Here is a 19,029-nt window from a genome sequence, read left to right on the forward strand (position 1 = left end):
CCGGTTTTTTAGATGTGTTTGCTCGCACGAACATCATCAATCAAATCGGCGTTCTTGTTTCTGTGTTTCCCGGGATTTCGTGAAGAACCTTTTTTATTGCATCTCAGCCACCCCGTTAACAACCTGACACAGCTATTGTTCAGCCACTGAAACACAGCAATTTCGGGCATAAAAAAACCGGCTATATCAGCCGGTTTTTTTGCGCCCGAAAAAACTTATGCACCTTTTTCGGAATTTTATCAGTTTATGAAATATACATATAAATCATATACTTAAGATCTAAATAAGCCGAATTTTGGAAAAACGGTACACAGGTTATCCACAGAATCTCAGACAGCGACCTGATCGTTGGCTGAGGGCGCTGCAGGGGCTGCTGGTAGCGAACCCATTTCCCGTTGCATCTGTTCGTTCCAATGCTGCACACGGTCGTTCAAATCGGCAATGGCGCGGGGCCCGCTACCCTCGGCATACATCGGTGCGCCAATGATCACGGTGATCACGCCCTGCTTCTTTGCCCAACCGGTTTTCGGCCAGAATTTGCCGGCATTGTGTGCAATCGGCAGTACTGGAAGTGCTGCGTTGACCGCCAAGGCGGTGCCTCCGCGGGAGAACTTGCCGATGGTGCCAAAGGGAACGCGCGTCCCTTCCGGGAAAATCAGTACCCAAACGCCATCCTTGAGCAATTCGTCGCCCTTCTTCGCCACATGCTTGAGCGCAGCTTTCGGATTGTCGCGATCGATGGCGATCGGACGCAGCATGGCCATGGCCCAACCGAAGAACGGAACGTAGAGCAGTTCACGCTTCAGTACCTGGCTCAAAGGCTCGAAGTAGGCCGAGAGGAAGAACGTCTCCCAGGTGCTCTGGTGGTTCGACTGAATCACACAGGGCTGGTCTGGCACGTTCTCCGCGCCCTTCACTTCGTAGCTGATGCCCAGAAAGACTTTGCTCAGCCACAAGGCGCAACGGCACCAATAAACATTGATAAAGCGATACCGCGCCTTGAACGGCAGAAAAGGCGCGATGAAAAAGCTCAGGCTGCACCAAAGCAAGGAGCTGGTGCCCAGCAGCAGGTAAAAGAGGAAGGTTCTGATGGCCTGCAGTATCGACATGGCGACATTTACCGTGCGGGCTCTGCCCGTCTATATAAAGTGCACTCCCGATCAATCCTTGGTCAGGAAATTCGAAAGCACTCTAATTGTGGATAAGTTCTGCGGCAATCGCCGCAAGATCGTCAAAAATCAAGGTGCCCACCGGTAGGGTCTTGCCCAAAGTCTTTTCGCCTTTCCCGGTCTTTACCAAAACTGGCTGAGAATCGACGGCTTTGGCGGCTTCCAGGTCACCGAGCGTGTCGCCAACAAACCATAGATTAGTCAGCGAAACGTTGTAATGCGCGGCGATGGTTTTCAGCATCCCCGGTTTTGGCTTGCGGCAATCGCAGCCGTCGTCCGGCCCGTGCGGGCAATAGACGATCAGCCCGACCTCACCGCCCTGCTCCGCCACCAGCGAGCGAAGGCGCTCGTGCATGGCGTCCAGGGTGGCGATGTCGTAATAACCGCGAGCAATGCCCGACTGGTTGGTTGCCACCGCCACCGTCCAGCCGGCCTTGCTCAACTGCGCAATCGCCTCGATCGAGCCCGGGAGCGGAATCCACTCCTCCACCGACTTGATGTAAGCGTCGGAGTCGTAATTGATCACCCCGTCCCGATCGAGAATCAGCAGTTTCAACAGCAGCTCCTCAGCCCAGCATCGAAATGTCGGCGACGCCGAGGAACAGCCCACGCAGACGCGCCAGCAGTGCATAGCGGTTGGCGCGGACCTTGGCATCTTCAGCGTTGACCATCACGGCCTCGAAGAATGCGTCCACCGGCTCGCGCAGGGCAGCCAGACGTGCCAGCGATTCACGGTACTGACGCGCAGCGGCCATCGGCTGTACAGCCTGGTCAGCCTGCTGGATCGCCGAGTACAGGGAGAACTCGTTGGCGTTGTCGAAGTACTTGGCTTCCACCACCGACGGAACAGAGCCTTCGACCTTGCTCAGCAAGTTCGACACGCGCTTGTTCACTGCGGCCAGGGCAGCGGCTTCCGGCAACTTGCGGAACGCTTCCACCGCTTGTACGCGTTGGTCGAAGTCCAGCGCCGAACCCGGCTTCAGGGCACGTACCGACAGGTAAGTGCCGACGTCCACGCCTTCGTCTTCATAACGGGCACGCAGACGATCGAAGATGAATTCCAGCACCGCGTCATTCAGACCGGCAGCTTTTACCTTGGTACCGAACGCATTCACGGCAAACGCCACGGCATCGTTGAGGTCGAGGTCGAGCTTCTTGTCGATCAGGATGCGCAACACGCCGAGTGCGGCACGGCGCAGTGCATACGGGTCTTTGCTGCCGGTCGGCAACATGCCGATGCCGAAAATCCCGACCAGGGTGTCGAGCTTGTCGGCGATGGCCACGGCCGCACCGGTCAGGGTGGTCGGCAGTTCAGCGCCGGCACCGCGCGGCATGTATTGCTCGTTTAGCGCCAGAGCGACATCTTCCGGCTCGCCATCGTTGAGGGCGTAGTAGTAACCGGCGACGCCTTGCATCTCCGGGAACTCACCAACCATCTCGGTCGCCAGGTCGCACTTGGACAGCAGGCCGGCACGGGAAGCCCAGGCTGCGTTGCCGCCAATGCGTTGCGCAATGAACGCGGCCAGTTTGGAAACGCGCTCGGCCTTGTCGTAGACGCTGCCGAGTTTTTCCTGGAACACCACGTTCTGCAGACGCAGGTTGAAGTCTTCGAGTTTCTGCTTCTTGTCTTGCTTGAAGAAGAACTCGGCGTCGGTCAGGCGTGGGCGAACCACTTTCTCGTTACCGGCGATGATCTGCTGCGGGTCTTTGCTTTCGATGTTGGCCACAGTAATGAAACGTGGCAGCAACTTGCCGTCGGCATCCAGCAGGCAGAAATATTTCTGGTTGTCCTGCATGGTGGTGATCAGGGCTTCTTGCGGCACGTCGAGGAAACGTTCCTCGAACGAGCACACCAGCGGCACCGGCCACTCAACCAGCGCAGTCACTTCGTCGAGCAAGGCTGGTGGCACGATCGCAGTACCTTCCTGCATCGTCGCCAGCTCTTCGGTGCGCTTGCTGATCAGCGCGCGACGTTCGTTGGCGTCGGCCAGCACGTAAGCGCCACGCAGGTCGGCCAGGTAGTTGGCCGGCGAAGTGATGCGCACACTTTCCGGGTGATGGAAACGGTGACCACGGGAATCACGTCCAGCCTTCTGGGCGAGGATGGTGCAGTCGATGACCTGGTCACCGAGCAGCATGACCAGCCATTGGGTTGGGCGAACGAATTCTTCCTTGCGAGCACCCCAGCGCATGCGCTTGGGAATCGGCAGGTCGTTCAGGGAATCTTCGACGATGGTCGGCAGCAGGCTCGCGGTCGGTTTGCCGGCGATGCTTTGGCTGTAGCGCAGTTTCGGGCCGCTCTGATCGATTTCGCTCAGGTCGACGCCGCACTTTTTGGCAAAACCCAGTGCCGCTTGAGTCGGATTGCCTTCGGCATCGAACGCGGCCTGACGTGGCGGGCCGTCGAGGTTGATGCTGCGATCCGGCTGATGGGTGGCCAGCGAAGTGATCAGCACAGCCAGACGACGCGGCGCGGCGTAGACGGTTTTGGTTTCGTAGTTCAGGCCGGCGGCCTGCAAGCCCTTGTCGATACCGGCCAGGAACGCGTCGGCCAGGGTGTTCAGGGCTTTGGGTGGCAGTTCTTCGGTGCCCAGTTCAACCAGAAAATCTTGAGCACTCATTGTGCAGCCTCCAGCTTGGCCAGTACTTCATCACGCAGGTCCGGGGTCGCCATCGGGAAGCCCAGCTTGGCGCGAGCCAGCAGGTAGGCTTGCGCAACGGAACGCGCCAGGGTGCGCACACGCAGGATGTATTGCTGACGCGCGGTCACCGAGATTGCCCGGCGTGCATCCAGCAGGTTGAAGGTATGGGATGCCTTCAACACCATTTCATAGCTTGGCAATGGCAGCGGCTGGTCGAGTTCGATCAGGCGCTTGGCTTCGCTTTCGTAGAAATCGAACAGTTCGAACAGCTTCTCGACGTTGGCGTGTTCGAAGTTGTAGGTCGACTGCTCCACTTCGTTCTGGTGAAACACGTCGCCGTAGGTCACTTTACCGAACGGACCGTCCGCCCAGACCAGGTCGTAGACCGAGTCCACGCCTTGCAGGTACATCGCCAGACGTTCCAGGCCGTAAGTGATCTCGCCGGTCACCGGGTAGCACTCGATGCCGCCCGCTTGCTGGAAGTAAGTGAACTGCGTCACTTCCATGCCGTTGAGCCAGACTTCCCAGCCCAGACCCCAGGCGCCCAGTGTCGGCGATTCCCAGTTGTCTTCGACGAAGCGAATGTCGTGGACCAGCGGGTCCAGGCCGACATGCTTGAGGGAGCCCAGGTACAGTTCCTGGAAATTGTCCGGGTTCGGCTTCAGGACAACCTGAAACTGGTAGTAATGCTGCAGACGGTTCGGGTTTTCGCCGTAGCGGCCGTCAGTCGGGCGACGACTGGGCTGCACATAAGCGGCGTTCCAGGTTTCCGGGCCGATGGCGCGCAGAAACGTGGCAGTGTGGAAAGTACCGGCGCCTACTTCCATATCGTAGGGCTGAAGTACCACGCAACCTTGCTCGGCCCAGTATTGCTGGAGGGCGAGGATCAAGTCTTGGAAGGTACGCACGGCTGGCGTAGGCTGGCTCACGAAATTCACCTGTTTCTTGGGCTGCGATTTAAAGAGCGGGAGTATACCCGATTCATTGCTGCGCACGCCCCCTGGAGCCTTATGCCACGCTGCTTTTGGTGTTCCGAAGATCCGCTGTACATGGCTTATCACGACCAGGAGTGGGGCGCGCCGCTACGCGATGCGCAGGGATTGTTCGAGTTGCTTTTGCTCGAAGGGTTCCAGGCCGGCCTCTCGTGGATCACCGTGCTGCGTAAACGTGAGCGTTATCGCGAGGTGCTGTTCGGCTTCGACGTACAACGCATAGCGCAGATGAGCGACGCGGAAATCGATGAATTGATGCTCGATCCGGGCATCATCCGCAATCGCCTGAAACTCAACGCCGCCCGGCGCAACGCCCAGGCCTGGCTGACGCTGGAAGACCCGGTGGAGTTTCTCTGGTCTTTCGTTGGAGGTACTCCTGTGATCAATCATTTCAAGGATCGCACCGAAGTGCCGGCGATCACGCCAGTCGCCGTGGAGATGAGCAAAGGCTTGAAAAAGGCCGGCTTCACCTTCGTCGGCCCGACGATTTGTTACGCGCTGATGCAGGCCTCGGGCATGGTCATGGACCACACGCAAGACTGCGACCGCTACGCTCAGCTCGCCAACGGCGGTTAGAATAGCCGCCTCGCGCACAGCACAAGATCAGGAGTGACCTGTGGATAAGTTTAAAGGCGCCTTGCTGGTAGGCGCTCTGCGGCTGTTTGCCCTGCTTCCATGGCGGGCAGTGCAAGCCGTGGGCTCGGCCATTGGCTGGGTCATGTGGAAAACCCCTAACCGTTCCCGCGACGTGGTGCGGATCAACCTTTCCAAGTGCTTTCCCGAGATGGACCCGGCCGAACGTGAGCGCCTGGTGGGCCAGAGCCTGAAAGACATTGGCAAGTCGTTGACTGAAAGCGCCTGTGCGTGGATCTGGCCGGCCCAGCGCTCCATCGACCTGGTGCGCGAAGTCGAAGGCCTCGACGTGTTGAAAGACGCGCTTGCTTCCGGCAAAGGCGTCGTCGGCATCACCAGCCACCTGGGCAACTGGGAAGTGTTGAACCACTTCTATTGCAGCCAGTGCAAACCGATCATCTTCTATCGTCCGCCCAAGCTTAAGGCGGTGGATGATTTGCTGCGCAAGCAACGTGTCCAATTGGGCAATCGGGTGGCTGCCTCGACCAAGGAAGGCATCCTCAGTGTTATCAAGGAAGTGCGCAAAGGTGGTGCGGTCGGCATTCCAGCTGACCCGGAACCGGCTGAATCCGCCGGGATCTTTGTACCTTTCTTCGCCACGCAGGCGCTGACCAGTAAATTCGTGCCGAACATGCTCGCCGGCGGTAAAGCCGTCGGTGTGTTCCTGCATGCGCTGCGGTTGCCGGACGGTTCCGGATACAAAGTGATCCTCGAAGCCGCGCCAGAGGCCATGTACAGCACGGATACCGAAACCTCCTGCGCCGCCATGAGCCAGGTCGTGGAGCGTTATGTACGGGCCTATCCGAGCCAATACATGTGGAGCATGAAACGCTTCAAGAAACGTCCGCCAGGCGAAGAGCGCTGGTATTGACTCGATTGGCATGATCTGTGGATAACCTTGGGGCCAAGGTTATCCACAACCGTTCATTCAAGGGCGCAAAAGATGTCCGAACTTCGCAAATCGTTTCGCATCAAGATCACTCACGAAAGCTTTGGAGAATGCCTCGGCCAGACCCGCAATCTTTCGGATACAGGCGTCTACGTCAAGCATCCGCGCTTGTCGTCGTTGTCCCGAGGCGCGGTGGTTTACGGTCAAGTGCAGGACTTACCCACAGGTGCTCCGCGGGTGCGTATGGAAGTGGTGCTGGTCGATGCCGATGGCATAGGCTTGCGCTATCTCTGATCAGTGCGACTGGCGTTCAAGCTTTTTCAGAAATACCGTCATCTCTTTCTCTGCTTGCTTGTCGCCATGGGCGCGGGCAGCTTCCAGACCCTGTTCCCATGCCTGACGCGCGGCCGCAAAGTCCGCGAGTGCGAGATGAGCCTTGCCCAATAGTTTCCAGGCCGCCGAATACTTCGGATCAAATTCGACGCAACGCGTGAAATGCTCGGCCGCCTTGGCGTTTTCCCCAAGATCCAGGTAACCCTTGCCCAGGCCGAAGCGCAGCAATGAGTTATCCACACCCTTGGCAAGCATTTTTTCCAGGGATTCGAGCATTGGGTGGACTCCTTCTAGAGGTTGGTCAGCTTCAAGATAGCCATCGCGAGCAGGCTCACTCCCACAGTGGATTTTTGCCGGACACAAGATCTGTATTCACTGAAGAAATACTGTGGGAGTGAGCCTGCTCGCGATGAGGCCAGACCGGCCGCCGCAGCTTCTGGATCAGAAGAAGCTCAACCCCACATGAAACAGCTTTTCCACATCCCGAATATGCTTCTTATCCACAAGGAACAGAATCACATGGTCGCCCGCTGCGATCACCGTGTCGTCGTGGGCAATGATCACTTCCTCATCACGAATGATCGCGCCAATCGTCGTACCCGGCGGCAAGCCGATGTTCTCGATGGCCTTGCCAATCACCTTGCTCGACTTCGCGTCACCATGGGCAATCGCCTCGATGGCCTCCGCCGCGCCGCGGCGCAGTGAGTGCACGCTGACGATATCGCCGCGGCGCACGTGGGCGAGCAAGGTGCCGATGGTCGCCAGTTGCGGGCTGATGGCAATGTCGATGTCGCCGCCCTGAATCAAATCAACGTACGCCGGGTTGTTGATGATCGTCATCACCTTCTTCGCGCCAAGGCGCTTGGCCAGCAGCGAAGACATGATGTTGGCTTCGTCATCGTTGGTCAGGGCCAGGAAGATGTCGGCGTCGGCAATGTTCTCTTCCATCAGCAAGTCGCGGTCGGAGGCGCTGCCCTGCAACACCACGGTGCTGTCGAGGGTGTCCGAGAGATGGCGGCAGCGTGCTGGGTTCATCTCGATGATCTTGACCTGGTAACGACTTTCGATCGCCTCGGCCAGACGCTCACCGATCTGCCCGCCTCCAGCGATGACGATACGTTTGTAGGTTTCATCCAGACGACGCATTTCGCTCATCACTGCGCGAATATTCGCTTTGGCGGCGATGAAAAACACTTCATCGTCAGCTTCGATGACGGTATCGCCCTGGGGCAAAATCGGCCGATCACGACGAAAAATCGCCGCTACACGGGTTTCAACGTTTGGCATGTGCTCGCGCAACTGACGCAGTTGCTGACCCACCAGCGGTCCGCCGTAGTACGCCTTTACGGCCACCAATTGTGCTTTGCCTTCGGCGAAGTCGATCACCTGCAAGGCGCCCGGATGCTGGATCAGGCGCTTGATGTAGTTGGTGACCACTTGCTCCGGGCTGATCAGCACATCCACTGGAATCGCGTCGTTATCGAACAACTCGGAGCGGGTGAGGTACGCCGCTTCGCGGACCCGGGCAATTTTGGTCGGGGTGTGGAACAGGGTGTGGGCGACCTGGCAGGCGACCATGTTGGTTTCGTCGCTGTTGGTCACCGCCACCAGCATGTCGGCGTCATCCGCGCCGGCCTGGCGCAGCACCGTCGGCAACGAGCCGCGGCCCTGCACGGTGCGGATGTCCAGCCGATCACCAAGGTCACGCAGGCGATCGCCATCGGTGTCCACCACGGTGATGTCGTTGGCCTCGCTGGCCAAGTGTTCCGCCAGCGAACCGCCGACCTGCCCTGCGCCGAGGATGATGATTTTCATCCAGTCACTCCCTTGGAATCCCGTTAACCGCGCGCGGCGGCGATCTTGATCAGCTTGGCGTAGTAGAAACCGTCGTGGCCACCTTCCTGGGCCAGCAACTGGCGACCGTGCGGCTGCTTGATGCCGGCCGTTGTGGCGAGGTCCAGTTCACGGGCACCCGGCGTGCGAGCGAGGAACGCTTCGATGACCTCGGTGTTCTCGGTCGGCAGCGTGGAGCAGGTGGCGTAAAGCAAAATTCCGCCGACTTCCAGAGTTATCCACAGCGCGTCGAGCAGCTCACCTTGCAGCACCGCCAATGCGGCGATGTCGTCGGGTTGGCGTGTCAGCTTGATGTCCGGGTGACGACGAATCACGCCGGTGGCCGAGCACGGCGCGTCGAGCAAGATGCGTTGAAACGGTTTGCCATCCCACCAGGTGGCGGTGTCGCGGCCATCGGCGGCGATCAGGTCGGCACTCAGGCCAAGGCGCGCAAGGTTCTCGCGCACTCGCACCAGACGCTTGGCTTCCAGGTCCACCGCCACGACGCCCGCCAGTTTTGGCTCGGCCTCGAGAATGTGGCAGGTTTTGCCGCCCGGCGCGCAGCAGGCGTCCAGCACCCGTTGGCCTGGCGCGAGATCGAGCAGGTCGGCGGCCAGTTGCGCCGCTTCGTCCTGCACGCTGATCCAGCCTTCGGCGAAGCCCGGCAAGCTGCGCACGTCGGTCGCTGCTTCGAGGATGATGCCGTCCTGGCTGTAAATGCACGGTGTGGCGGCGATGCCGGCTTGGGTTAGCAGCCCCAGATACGCATCGCGAGAATGATGGCGACGGTTAACCCGCAGAATCATCGGCGGATGCGCATTGTTCGCCGCGCAAATGGCTTCCCACTGCTCAGGCCAGAACGCCTTCAGGGATTTCTGCAGCCAGCGCGGATGGGCCGTGCGCACCACCGGATCATGTTCCAGTTCGGCAAGCAGCGCTTCGCTCTCACGCTGGGCGCGGCGCAGCACGGCATTGAGCAAGGCCTTGGCCCAGGGTTTTTTCAGCTTGTCCGCGCAGCCCACGGTTTCGCCGATGGCGGCGTGGGCGGGAACGCGGGTGTAGAGCAATTGGTAGAGACCGACCAGCAACAACGCCTCGACATCAGCGTCCGCCGCCTTGAACGGCTTCTGCAGCAACTTGGCCGCCAGCGCCGACAAACGAGGTTGCCAGCGCGCAGTACCGAACGCCAGGTCCTGGGTGAAACCGCGATCACGGTCTTCAACCTTGTCCATTTGCGTCGGCAGAGAACTGTTGAGGGATGCTTTACCGTTGAGAACAGCTGCCAGTGCCTTGGCGGCGGCCAGACGCGGATTCATTGAGCGTCCGCCACTTGGCCGAGCCTGGTGCCGACGGCGAATTTCTCACGACGGCTGTTGAACAAGTCGCTGAAATTCAGCGCCTTGCCGCCAGGCAACTGCAAACGGTTCAGGCACAAGGCCCGCTCACCGCAGGCGACGATCAAGCCGTCCTTGCTGGCGCTGAGGATTTCCCCCGGTGCGCCCTGCCCTTCGGCAACGCTCGCGGCCAGCACTTTCAGGGCTTCGCCATTCAGTGTGCTGTGGGTGATCGGCCATGGGTTGAAGGCACGGACCAGACGTTCCAGCTCAACCGCCGGGCGGTTCCAGTCGATGCGTGCTTCGTCCTTGTTCAATTTGTGCGCGTAGGTGGCGAGGCTGTCGTCCTGCACTTCGCCTTTCAGCGTGCCGGCGGCGAGCCCGGCAATCGCCTGAATCACAGCCGGTGGGCCCATTTCGGCCAGACGGTCATGAAGGCTGCCGCCGGTGTCTTGAGCGGTGATCGGCGTGGTGACTTTGAGCAGCATCGGCCCGGTGTCCAGGCCCAGCTCCATGCGCATCACGGTCACGCCGCTTTCGCTGTCGCCCGCTTCGACGGCTCGCTGGATCGGCGCCGCACCGCGCCAGCGCGGCAGCAAGGAGGCATGGCTATTGATGCAACCCAGGCGCGGAATATCCAGCACCGCTTGCGGCAGGATCAGGCCGTAGGCGACCACCACCAGCAAGTCCGGCTTGAGCGCCGCCAGTTCGGCCTGGGCGTCTTCGTTGCGCAGGGTGGGCGGTTGCAACACCGGGATGTTGTTTTCCAGCGCGAGTTGCTTGACCGGGCTCGGCATCAGTTTTTGCCCGCGACCCGCCGGACGGTCCGGCTGGGTGTAGACCGCGACGATCTCGTAAGGGCTGTCGAGCAGGGCCTTGAGGTGTTCGGCGGCGAATTCCGGGGTGCCGGCAAAGACGATGCGCAGTGGCTCAGTCATGGGAGCAATCTCTGAAAAGAAAAAGGCTTGCCGCGGCAAGCCTTTGAAAGGAGGGCATCAAGCGTTCTGGCGATGGAGCTTTTCCAGTTTCTTCTTGATTCGGTCGCGTTTGAGGTTGGACAGGTAGTCGACGAACAATTTGCCATTCAGGTGGTCGCATTCGTGCTGGATGCACACCGCGAGCAGGCCTTCGGCGATCAGTTCGTAAGGCCGGCCGTCGCGATCCAGGGCCTTGACCTTGACCTTCTGCGGACGGTCGACGTTTTCGTAGAAACCCGGCACCGAGAGGCAGCCTTCCTGGTATTGCTCCATCTCGTCGGTCAGCGCTTCGAATTCGGGGTTGATGAACACCCGCGGTTCGCTGCGGTCTTCGGAGAGGTCCATCACGACGATACGTTTGTGCACGTTGACCTGGGTCGCGGCGAGGCCGATGCCTGGCGCTTCATACATTGTTTCAAACATATCATCGACCAACTGACGCACTTCGTCGTCCACTACGGTCACCGGTTTGGCGATCGTGCGCAGGCGCGAGTCGGGGAATTCGAGGATGTCTAAAATGGCCATAAGCTTAATTGCTGCACGTGTGAGGTAAAGTCGGGCGATGGCCTGGCGGGTCCGAAGATGCCGGCTACCGTTGTGAAGCGTAGCTCCCTGTTCTTTTCAGAATAGATGAGCGAGCCACGAGGGCTCTGGCGTTTCACGCGAACGCACATAATAAAGGGATTCACCGCATGAGGAAATCACTACTCGCCTTGCTCCTTCTGGCTTCGGCCGGTTTGGCGCACGGGCAGGTGCAACTCAAGGAAGGTTTTCCAGCGCAATACACGGTGGTCGCGGGGGACACACTCTGGGACATTTCAGGCAAATTTCTGCGTGAGCCATGGAAATGGCCGGAGCTGTGGCAGGCCAATCCGCAGATCGAAAACCCCAATCTCATCTATCCCGGCGATTCTTTGTCGCTGGTCTACGTCAATGGCCAGCCGCGCCTGACCCTCAATCGCGGCGCTTCCCGGGGCACCATCAAGCTCTCGCCTCGGGTGCGCAGCGCGCCGGTGGCTGACGCGATCCCAAGCATTCCGCTGAAATCGATCAACAGCTTCTTGTTGAGCAATCGCATCGTCGACAAGGTCGAGGACTTCGACAAGGCGCCCTACATCGTCGCCGGAGATGCCGAACGCGTGCTTAGCGGCACCGGTGATCGTATTTTTGCCCGCGGCCATTTCGATCCGAACCAGCCGGTCTACGGCATCTTCCGTCAGGGCAAAGTCTATACCGATCCCGACAGCAAAGAGTTTCTGGGAATCAACGCCGACGACATCGGCGGCGGCGAGATTGTCGCCACCGAAGGTGACGTCGCCACCCTGGCGCTGCAACGCACGACTCAGGAAGTTCGACTCGGTGACCGTTTGTTCAGCGGTGAAGAGCGATCGATCAACTCGACCTTCATGCCCAGCGCGCCCAAGACGGCGGTCAACGGCTTGATTATCGATGTGCCGCGCGGGGTTACCCAGATTGGGGCGCTGGATGTTGTCACGTTGAACAAAGGCCAGCGCGATGGTCTGGTCGAAGGCAACGTGCTGGTGGTGATGAAAACCGGCGAAACCGTGCGTGACCGGATCACCGGTCAACCGTTGAAAATTCCCGATGAGCGCGCGGGGTTGCTGATGGTTTTCCGCACCTACGACAAGCTTAGTTACGGTTTGGTACTCACCGCGTCGCGCTCCTTGGCCGTCATGGACAAGGTGCGAAATCCGTAAGCCTGCTCCACAAGTTACCAACAGAGTTATCCACAGCTTATTCCCGTTTGAACGGGGCTCATAACGATCAAGGATGATCCATGTCGCTGTCTGCCGTCACACCGGTTTCCCCTGCGGAACTGGAAGCTCGTTTACGCCTGCACCGCTTGCCGGAAATCGGCCCTGCACGTTTTCGCAAACTGCTTGAAGCGTTTGGATCGGCCTCCAAAGCCATCAGCGCACCGGCCAGCGCCTGGCGCTCGTTGGGCTTGCCGCTGGCCTGCGCCGAAGCGCGACGGGCACAGGAAGTGCGCGATGGCGCGAGCCACGCATTGGCCTGGATAGAGCGTCCGGGCCAGCATTTATTGATGTGGGACCAGCCTGACTACCCGGCGTTGCTGGCGCAGATCAGCGATGCGCCGCCGCTGTTATTTGTGGCGGGTGATCCGGGGATCCTGGAGATTCCGCAGCTGGCGATGGTCGGCAGTCGTCGCGCCTCGAGACCGGGCATGGACACCGCCACGGCGTTTTCGCGCAGTCTGGCCGGTGCCGGTTTCGTCATTACCAGCGGTCTGGCGCTGGGCATCGATGCTGCCGCGCATCAGGCGGCTTTGGACGTGGGCGGGCGAACGGTCGGTGTACTTGGCACGGGACTTGAAAAGTTTTATCCACAGCGCAATCGACGGCTGGCGGACGCCATGATTGCATCGGGTAGCGCGGTGCTTTCCGAGTTCCCGCTGGACGCCGGTCCTAGCGCTGGCAACTTCCCTCGACGTAACCGGATCATCAGCGGTTTATCCCTGGGTGTGCTGGTGGTCGAGGCCAGTATTGCGAGCGGTTCGTTGATCACCGCGAGGCTGGCGGCGGAACAGGGCCGCGAGGTCTACGCGATTCCGGGATCGATCCATCATCCCGGCGCCAAGGGCTGTCATCAATTGATCCGCGACGGCGCAGTGTTGGTGGAAACCATTGAACATATCCTTGAAGCGCTACGCGGCTGGCAACGGTTGCCGTTATCCACAGAGACTCCAGCGGTGACGCATCCGTTGCTCAAACTACTGCACGCCGCGCCCCACACCAGTGAAGCGTTGTCCGTGAGCAGCGGCTGGGCCTTGTCCAAAGTGCTGGCGGCGTTGACGGAGCTGGAAATGGACGGCCGGGCAGTCTGCGAAAGCGGGCGTTGGTTTGCACGGGTGAGCTAGGTTTTATAAGGAAGATCGGTAAACTGCGCAGAGCCTTATTCCGGAGAGTTTTTCATGGTCAACAGTTGGCGTGTGCAACAAGCCGCACAAGCCGTTCGCGCAGGGGCGGTGATCGCCTATCCAACCGAAGCCGTGTGGGGCCTGGGTTGCGACCCGTGGGACGAAGAGGCGGTCTATCGTCTGCTGGCGATCAAGGGACGGTCAGTGGAAAAAGGGTTGATTCTGGTGGCTGACAATATCCGCCAGTTCGACTTCCTCTTTGAAGACTTTCCTGAATTGTGGATGGATCGCATGGCCAGCACCTGGCCGGGGCCGAACACCTGGCTGGTGCCGCATCAGAATATGTTGCCGCAATGGATTACCGGCGTGCATGAAACGGTGGCGCTGCGTGTCAGCGATCACCCGCTGGTGAGGGATTTGTGCGCGGTGGTCGGGCCGTTGGTTTCGACGTCGGCCAACCCGCAGGGCCGGCCGGCGGCGCGCACGCGAATTCGCGTCGAGCAGTATTTCCGTGGGCAGGTGGATTACGTGTTGGGCGGGAATCTGGGCGGGCGCAAGAATCCGAGCGTGATTCGAGATCTGGCGACGGGCGACGTGATTCGCCCGGATTAAGATCGCGGCGCTGCCAATCGCGAGCAAGCCCGCTCCCACATTTAACCGCATTCCTCTGAGGAAACCCGGTCAACTGTGGGAGCGAGCCTGCTCGCGATGGCGTCCTTCAGGGCAACAAAACTGTCGAGCCTGTTGTCCGCCGCGCCGACAACTCAGCCTGCGCCTTCGCGGCTTCAGCCAGCGGATACTTCTGGCTGATGTCGACTTTCAACTTTCCGCTGATGATCATCTCGAACAGCTCATCCGCCATGCGCTGCAGGTTTTCGGCGTTGTTGGCGTAAGTCGCCAGCGTCGGCCGGGTCACGTACAACGATCCCTTCGCCGCCAAAATCCCCAGGTTCACCCCGTCGACCGCTCCGGACGCATTGCCGAAGCTCACCACCAGACCGCGCGGAGCAACGCTGTCCAGCGACGTCAGCCACGTGTCCTTGCCTACGCCGTCGTACACCACCGGGACTTTTTTCCCGTCAGTCAATTCCAGTACGCGTTGTGCGACGTTTTCATGGCTGTAATCGATGGTTGCCCAAGCACCGTTGGCTTTTGCCAGCGCCGCCTTTTGCGGCGAACTGACCGTTCCGATCAGCTTCACGCCAAGAGCCTTGGCCCATTGGCAAGCCAGCGAACCGACACCGCCGGCCGCGGCGTGGAACAGAATGGTTTCACCGCCCTTCAGTTCATAGGTCTGACGCAACAGGTACTGCACGGTCAGGCCTTTGAGCATCACCCCGGCAGCCTGTTCGAAACTGATGGCATCCGGCAGGTGCACCAGATTGGCCTCCGGCAACACATGAACGTCGCTATAAGCGCCCAATGGGCCGCTGCCGTACGCCACACGATCACCGACCTTGAAGCGGGTGACTTCGCTGCCCACTGCCTCGACTACGCCCGCGCCTTCCGCGCCCAGGCCCGATGGCAGGGCGGGGAGCGGATAGAGACCACTGCGGTAGTAGGTATCGATGAAGTTCAGGCCGATGGCCTTGTTGGTGACGCGAACCTGCTGCGGGCCGGGCTCGGCGGGTTGATAGTCGACATACTCGAGGACTTCGGGGCCGCCATGGGTGCGAAACTGAATACGCTTTGCCATCAGAACTCTCCTTAGGTCATGTGCGAAGCTCCCTATCGGACTCCTAAGCTTGACCTTCGTCAACTGCGGCAGGCCCATCTGCGATGTTATGCTACGCGCCCGTTTGCGCCGCCCCCTGCTCCGATGGAGCGCCGCGTAGCTTTGCCCGATTCAAGGTGATGACATGACGACCCGCACCGAGGCCGTAAAAGCCTACCTGCTCGACCTGCAAGACCGCATTTGCGCTGCCCTGGAAGCCGAAGACGGCGGCACGCACTTCGTCGAAGACGCCTGGACCCGGCCCGCCGGTGGCGGTGGTCGCACGCGAGTGATCGAAAACGGCGCGGTGATTGAAAAGGGCGGCGTCAACTTCTCTCACGTCTATGGCAGCGGTCTTCCACCGTCCGCCAGCGCTCATCGGCCAGAACTGGCCGGACGTGGCTTCGAAGCCCTGGGCGTCTCGCTGGTGATTCACCCGCACAACCCGCACGTGCCGACTTCCCATGCCAACGTGCGCTTTTTCATTGCGGAAAAAGAAGGTGAAGAACCGGTCTGGTGGTTCGGCGGTGGCTTCGACCTGACCCCTTACTACGGCAACATCGAAGACTGCGTGCACTGGCACCGTGTCGCCGAGCAGGCATGTGCGCCGTTCGGTCCGGACGTCTACGCGCGCTACAAAGCCTGGTGTGACAGCTACTTCCACATCAAGCACCGTCACGAGCCGCGTGGCATCGGCGGTCTGTTCTTCGATGATTTGAACGAGTGGGACTTCGACACCAGTTTCGCCTTCATGCGCGCCATCGGTGACGCCTACATCGATGCCTACCTGCCGATCATGCAACGCCGCAAACAGGATCCGTTCACTGCCCAGCAGCGTGAATTCCAGGAATTCCGTCGCGGGCGCTACGTTGAGTTCAACCTGGTCTACGACCGCGGCACGCTGTTCGGCCTGCAATCGGGCGGGCGTACCGAGTCGATCCTCATGTCGCTGCCGCCGCAAGTGCGCTGGAGCTACGACTGGAAAGCCGAGCCCGGTAGCGAAGAAGCACGCCTGACCGAATACTTCCTGCAAGATCGCGATTGGTTGGCCGAAGCCTGAACGAGGAGTTCTGATGGACCGTTACGTCGTATTCGGTAACCCGATTGGCCACAGCAAGTCGCCGCTGATTCACCGTTTGTTTGCCGAGCAAACCGCTCAGGAACTGGACTACAGCACCTCGCTGGCGCCACTCGACGATTTTTCCGGTTTCGCCCGGGCATTTTTCCTCGAAGGCCGTGGGGCGAATGTCACGGTGCCGTTCAAGGAAGACGCCTTTCGCCTGGCCGACAGCCTGACGCAACGGGCCCAACGGGCTGGCGCGGTAAACACCTTGAGCAAACTCGACGATGGCACGCTGCTCGGTGACAACACCGACGGTGCCGGGCTGGTGCGCGACTTGACCGTCAACGCCGGTTTCAGCCTCAAGGGCAAACGCATCCTGCTGCTCGGCGCTGGTGGCGCTGTGCGTGGCGCGCTGGAACCGTTGCTGGCCGAGCAGCCGGCGTCGGTAATCATCGCCAACCGTACAGTGGAAAAAGCCGAGCTACTGGCAGAGCTGTTCTGCGACTTGGGGCCGGTATCAGCCAGCGGTTTCGACTGGTTGCGCGAGCCGGTGGACCTGATCATCAATGCGACGTCGGCGAGTCTGTCGGGCGATGTGCCGCCGATTGCCAGCAGCCTGATCGAACCGGGCAAAACAGTGTGCTACGACATGATGTACGGCAAAGAGCCGACTTCGTTCTGTCGTTGGGCCAGTGAACACGGCGCGGCAGTGTCGATGGACGGCTTGGGTATGCTGGCTGAACAAGCGGCAGAAGCTTTCTTCCTGTGGCGCGGCGTGCGCCCGGACACGGCTCCAGTGCTGGCCGAACTGCGCCGGCAACTCGCCCTGTAACTACTGTGGGAGCGAGCTTGCTCGCGATGACGACGGTACATCCAACATTGATGTATCAGAACGACCGCCATCGCGAGCAAGCTCGCTCCCACAGGGGATTTGCGCCATGACGGATCAATCCTCAAACCGGATCGGGCATTTCTCCGCGCCTTCGAGCTTTCTCAATTCTTCTATCACTGGCGGGCGAGCACCACGCAGGGTCAGGCTGCGATCCTGGCGCAGAAGCCGTCTTGCTTCCTGGTGCAGCATTTCCACTCCCGAATAGTCGATAAAGTTGATCTGCTGCGCCTCGATCACAACCCGCGCGCCGTGCATGCGTTGCAGACGTACTTGCAAGTAATGGCTGGCGCCGAAAAAGATCGACCCGCCGACCCGCAGAATATCTTCATCGCCTTCGCGCCAATGCTGCACGCGCGGCTGCGAAGTGCGTTTGAGATAGAAGAACAAGGACGCCAGCACCCCGGCATAAATCGCCGTCTGCAACTCCAGCAGCAGCGTGGCGACACAGGTCAGCGCCATCACCAGGAACTCGGCGCGACTGACCCGCAACAACGCGCGAATGCCGCGATGATCCACCAAGCCCCAGGCGATCAGCAAAATACTGCCCGCCATCGCCGGGATCGGAATGTGCGCGATCAGCACCGCGCCAAAGATCGCGAACAGTGCCACCCACATGGCCGAGAAGACACCAGCCAACGGTGAGCAGGCACCCGCCTCGTAGCTCAGGCCCGAACGGGTGAAGGAGCCGGCCGACAGCGATCCGGAAAAGAACGCACCGACAATGTTCGATAATCCCTGGGCGCGGACTTCCTGGTTGGCGTCGAGCAATTGCTGTGAGCGCGCCGACAAGGAACGGGCAATCGACAGGCTCGTCACCAGCCCGAGCATTCCGACGGCCACGGCGCTGGGCAGCAGGCGCAGGACCAGTTCCAGGTCCAGCGGCAGCGGGCTGAACGGCGGCAGCCGCCCGACAAACGCGCTGACCAACTTCACATGGCCGAACATCGATGGCCAAACCCACACCAGCAATCCGCTCAACACCAAGGTGATCAGCAGCGTCGGCCAGCGTGGCAGCAGCATTTTCAGGATCACGCCCACCACGACCGTTGCCACGCCCAGTACCAGCGAAGGCTTGTCCATCTCACCGAGATGACTCAACAGCATCATCAGGCTGTTCAACGCTGTGGCTTGATTGGGCAGGTCCAGCCCCAGCAGGTTCGGCAGTTGGCCGATGGCAATCACCACCGCCGCGCCGAGGGTGAAACCCAGTACCACCGAGTGCGAGACGAAATTCACCAGCGCGCCAAACCGCAGCAAACCCAGGAGCCATTGGAAAATGCCGGCCAGAAAGGTCAGCAACAGGATCAACGTCACGTAGTCCTGTGTCGCAGGAACCGCCAGTGGGCTGACGCTCGCGTACAGGACAATGGAAATGGCCGCCGTCGGACCGCAGATCAAATGCCACGACGAACCCCACAGGCAGGCGATCAACACCGGGATGATCGCCGCGTAGAGGCCGTATTCGGGTGGGAGACCGGCGATCAGTGCGTAGGCAATGGATTGCGGCAACGCGAGAATGGCACCACTGAGGCCGACGATCAGGTCGCGGCCGACACTGGCGCGGGTTTGCCGGGGCAACCAGGAAAGGAAGGGGAAGAGTGAATGGCGGCTGGGGAAGGCCATGGATCCTCTCGGATGGGATTTTGCGTAAGGGTATCA

19 protein-coding genes are annotated in these 19,029 nt (G+C 60.2%); 8 read left to right on the forward strand and 11 right to left on the reverse strand.

The window, feature by feature from the left end:
• Nucleotides 1-329: 329 nt before the first annotated feature.
• From HNR03_RS29510 to glyQ, 4 genes are all read right to left on the reverse strand, one after another.
• Entirely contained in the window at nt 330-1,109 is a 780-nt protein-coding gene (locus HNR03_RS29510; protein ID WP_259157593.1) for a 1-acyl-sn-glycerol-3-phosphate acyltransferase, read from the reverse strand.
• Nucleotides 1,110-1,191: 82 nt separating this feature from the next.
• The gene (gene gmhB / locus HNR03_RS29515) at nt 1,192-1,731 is read right to left on the reverse strand and encodes a D-glycero-beta-D-manno-heptose 1,7-bisphosphate 7-phosphatase (RefSeq protein WP_197281768.1); all 540 of its coding nucleotides are present in this window, start codon (nt 1,729-1,731) and stop codon (nt 1,192-1,194) included.
• Nucleotides 1,732-1,735: 4 nt separating this feature from the next.
• Nucleotides 1,736-3,790 (reverse strand): glycine--tRNA ligase subunit beta, encoded by a 2,055-nt coding sequence (glyS, locus tag HNR03_RS29520; RefSeq protein WP_222589153.1) that lies wholly within the window; start codon nt 3,788-3,790, stop codon nt 1,736-1,738.
• Nucleotides 3,787-4,740: a glycine--tRNA ligase subunit alpha gene (glyQ, locus tag HNR03_RS29525; RefSeq protein ID WP_003213601.1), complete on the reverse strand. Its 954-nt coding sequence runs from the start codon at nt 4,738-4,740 to the stop codon at nt 3,787-3,789. Before glyQ ends, glyS begins: the two co-directional genes overlap by 4 nt.
• An 81-nt stretch (nt 4,741-4,821) precedes the next feature.
• Between glyQ and tag the strand changes: the two genes are divergently transcribed.
• From tag to HNR03_RS29540, 3 genes are all read left to right on the forward strand, one after another.
• The gene (gene tag, locus HNR03_RS29530; RefSeq protein WP_222589154.1) at nt 4,822-5,379 is read left to right on the forward strand and encodes a DNA-3-methyladenine glycosylase I; all 558 of its coding nucleotides are present in this window, start codon (nt 4,822-4,824) and stop codon (nt 5,377-5,379) included.
• A gap of 40 nt (nt 5,380-5,419) precedes the next feature.
• Nucleotides 5,420-6,307, forward strand: coding sequence for a lysophospholipid acyltransferase (locus HNR03_RS29535; protein WP_090177553.1), 888 nt, complete (start codon nt 5,420-5,422; stop codon nt 6,305-6,307).
• 72 nt (nt 6,308-6,379) lie between these two features.
• Nucleotides 6,380-6,619, forward strand: a complete 240-nt coding sequence (locus tag HNR03_RS29540) for a pilus assembly protein PilZ (protein WP_090177550.1) — start codon at nt 6,380-6,382, stop codon at nt 6,617-6,619.
• On the opposite strand, the gene HNR03_RS29545 is transcribed toward HNR03_RS29540, so the two are convergent.
• The 5 genes from HNR03_RS29545 to def all read right to left on the reverse strand — a co-directional run bounded on the left by HNR03_RS29545 (nt 6,620) and on the right by def (nt 11,327).
• Nucleotides 6,620-6,934, reverse strand: coding sequence for a tetratricopeptide repeat protein (locus tag HNR03_RS29545; protein ID WP_222589156.1), 315 nt, complete (start codon nt 6,932-6,934; stop codon nt 6,620-6,622).
• Between the two features lie 165 nt (nt 6,935-7,099).
• Complete coding sequence (gene trkA, locus HNR03_RS29550; RefSeq protein WP_208670713.1) at nt 7,100-8,473, reverse strand: Trk system potassium transporter TrkA; 1,374 nt, start codon at nt 8,471-8,473, stop codon at nt 7,100-7,102.
• A gap of 23 nt (nt 8,474-8,496) precedes the next feature.
• Nucleotides 8,497-9,807 carry a 16S rRNA (cytosine(967)-C(5))-methyltransferase RsmB gene (rsmB, locus tag HNR03_RS29555; RefSeq protein ID WP_259157594.1) on the reverse strand — a complete coding sequence of 437 codons (1,311 nt, stop codon included), beginning with the start codon at nt 9,805-9,807 and terminating at the stop codon, nt 8,497-8,499.
• Complete coding sequence (fmt, locus tag HNR03_RS29560) at nt 9,804-10,763, reverse strand: methionyl-tRNA formyltransferase (RefSeq protein WP_259157595.1); 960 nt, start codon at nt 10,761-10,763, stop codon at nt 9,804-9,806. Before fmt ends, rsmB begins: the two co-directional genes overlap by 4 nt.
• A 57-nt stretch (nt 10,764-10,820) precedes the next feature.
• The gene (gene def, locus HNR03_RS29565) at nt 10,821-11,327 is read right to left on the reverse strand and encodes a peptide deformylase (protein WP_259157596.1); all 507 of its coding nucleotides are present in this window, start codon (nt 11,325-11,327) and stop codon (nt 10,821-10,823) included.
• Between the two features lie 167 nt (nt 11,328-11,494).
• Here def and HNR03_RS29570 point away from each other — a divergent pair, with 167 nt between their 5' ends.
• The 3 genes from HNR03_RS29570 to HNR03_RS29580 all read left to right on the forward strand — a co-directional run bounded on the left by HNR03_RS29570 (nt 11,495) and on the right by HNR03_RS29580 (nt 14,313).
• Entirely contained in the window at nt 11,495-12,520 is a 1,026-nt protein-coding gene (locus tag HNR03_RS29570; protein WP_259157597.1) for a LysM peptidoglycan-binding domain-containing protein, read from the forward strand.
• 80 nt (nt 12,521-12,600) lie between these two features.
• Entirely contained in the window at nt 12,601-13,701 is a 1,101-nt protein-coding gene (dprA, locus tag HNR03_RS29575; RefSeq protein ID WP_222589160.1) for a DNA-processing protein DprA, read from the forward strand.
• Between the two features lie 54 nt (nt 13,702-13,755).
• Nucleotides 13,756-14,313: an L-threonylcarbamoyladenylate synthase gene (locus HNR03_RS29580; protein WP_222589161.1), complete on the forward strand. Its 558-nt coding sequence runs from the start codon at nt 13,756-13,758 to the stop codon at nt 14,311-14,313.
• Nucleotides 14,314-14,419: 106 nt separating this feature from the next.
• Here the strand turns inward: HNR03_RS29580 and HNR03_RS29585 are convergent, their stop codons facing one another.
• Nucleotides 14,420-15,397: an NADPH:quinone reductase gene (locus HNR03_RS29585; protein ID WP_259157598.1), complete on the reverse strand. Its 978-nt coding sequence runs from the start codon at nt 15,395-15,397 to the stop codon at nt 14,420-14,422.
• 163 nt (nt 15,398-15,560) lie between these two features.
• On the opposite strand from HNR03_RS29585, the gene hemF reads away from it, so the two are divergent.
• Nucleotides 15,561-16,475, forward strand: a complete 915-nt coding sequence (gene hemF / locus HNR03_RS29590; protein ID WP_259157599.1) for an oxygen-dependent coproporphyrinogen oxidase — start codon at nt 15,561-15,563, stop codon at nt 16,473-16,475.
• 13 nt (nt 16,476-16,488) lie between these two features.
• A complete protein-coding gene (aroE, locus tag HNR03_RS29595) occupies nt 16,489-17,310 on the forward strand; it encodes a shikimate dehydrogenase (protein WP_259157600.1) in 822 nt (273 codons plus the stop codon).
• Nucleotides 17,311-17,424: 114 nt separating this feature from the next.
• On the opposite strand, the gene HNR03_RS29600 is transcribed toward aroE, so the two are convergent.
• Nucleotides 17,425-18,993 carry a SulP family inorganic anion transporter gene (locus tag HNR03_RS29600; RefSeq protein WP_259157601.1) on the reverse strand — a complete coding sequence of 523 codons (1,569 nt, stop codon included), beginning with the start codon at nt 18,991-18,993 and terminating at the stop codon, nt 17,425-17,427.
• Nucleotides 18,994-19,029: the final 36 nt, after the last annotated feature.

Origin of the sequence: Pseudomonas sp. JAI111 (assembly GCF_024809425.1) — a bacterium.
In the GTDB taxonomy this organism is placed as follows: Bacteria; Pseudomonadota; Gammaproteobacteria; order Pseudomonadales; family Pseudomonadaceae; genus Aquipseudomonas.

Excerpts from the sequence above, each read along its gene's own strand:
- def (WP_259157596.1), bottom strand. The coding sequence starts at position 11,327 with ATGGCCATTTTAGACATCCTCGAATTCCCCGACTCGCGCCTGCGCACG.
- glyS (WP_222589153.1), bottom strand. The coding sequence starts at position 3,790 with ATGAGTGCTCAAGATTTTCTGGTTGAACTGGGCACCGAAGAACTGCCA.
- fmt (WP_259157595.1), bottom strand. The coding sequence starts at position 10,763 with ATGACTGAGCCACTGCGCATCGTCTTTGCCGGCACCCCGGAATTCGCC.
- hemF (WP_259157599.1), top strand. The coding sequence starts at position 15,561 with ATGACGACCCGCACCGAGGCCGTAAAAGCCTACCTGCTCGACCTGCAA.
- HNR03_RS29545 (WP_222589156.1), bottom strand. The coding sequence starts at position 6,934 with ATGCTCGAATCCCTGGAAAAAATGCTTGCCAAGGGTGTGGATAACTCA.
- rsmB (WP_259157594.1), bottom strand. The coding sequence starts at position 9,807 with ATGAATCCGCGTCTGGCCGCCGCCAAGGCACTGGCAGCTGTTCTCAAC.
- HNR03_RS29570 (WP_259157597.1), top strand. The coding sequence starts at position 11,495 with ATGAGGAAATCACTACTCGCCTTGCTCCTTCTGGCTTCGGCCGGTTTG.
- tag (WP_222589154.1), top strand. The coding sequence starts at position 4,822 with ATGCCACGCTGCTTTTGGTGTTCCGAAGATCCGCTGTACATGGCTTAT.
- HNR03_RS29510 (WP_259157593.1), bottom strand. The coding sequence starts at position 1,109 with ATGTCGATACTGCAGGCCATCAGAACCTTCCTCTTTTACCTGCTGCTG.
- HNR03_RS29580 (WP_222589161.1), top strand. The coding sequence starts at position 13,756 with ATGGTCAACAGTTGGCGTGTGCAACAAGCCGCACAAGCCGTTCGCGCA.
- HNR03_RS29600 (WP_259157601.1), bottom strand. The coding sequence starts at position 18,993 with ATGGCCTTCCCCAGCCGCCATTCACTCTTCCCCTTCCTTTCCTGGTTG.
- dprA (WP_222589160.1), top strand. The coding sequence starts at position 12,601 with ATGTCGCTGTCTGCCGTCACACCGGTTTCCCCTGCGGAACTGGAAGCT.
- HNR03_RS29540 (WP_090177550.1), top strand. The coding sequence starts at position 6,380 with ATGTCCGAACTTCGCAAATCGTTTCGCATCAAGATCACTCACGAAAGC.
- aroE (WP_259157600.1), top strand. The coding sequence starts at position 16,489 with ATGGACCGTTACGTCGTATTCGGTAACCCGATTGGCCACAGCAAGTCG.
- HNR03_RS29585 (WP_259157598.1), bottom strand. The coding sequence starts at position 15,397 with ATGGCAAAGCGTATTCAGTTTCGCACCCATGGCGGCCCCGAAGTCCTC.
- trkA (WP_208670713.1), bottom strand. The coding sequence starts at position 8,473 with ATGAAAATCATCATCCTCGGCGCAGGGCAGGTCGGCGGTTCGCTGGCG.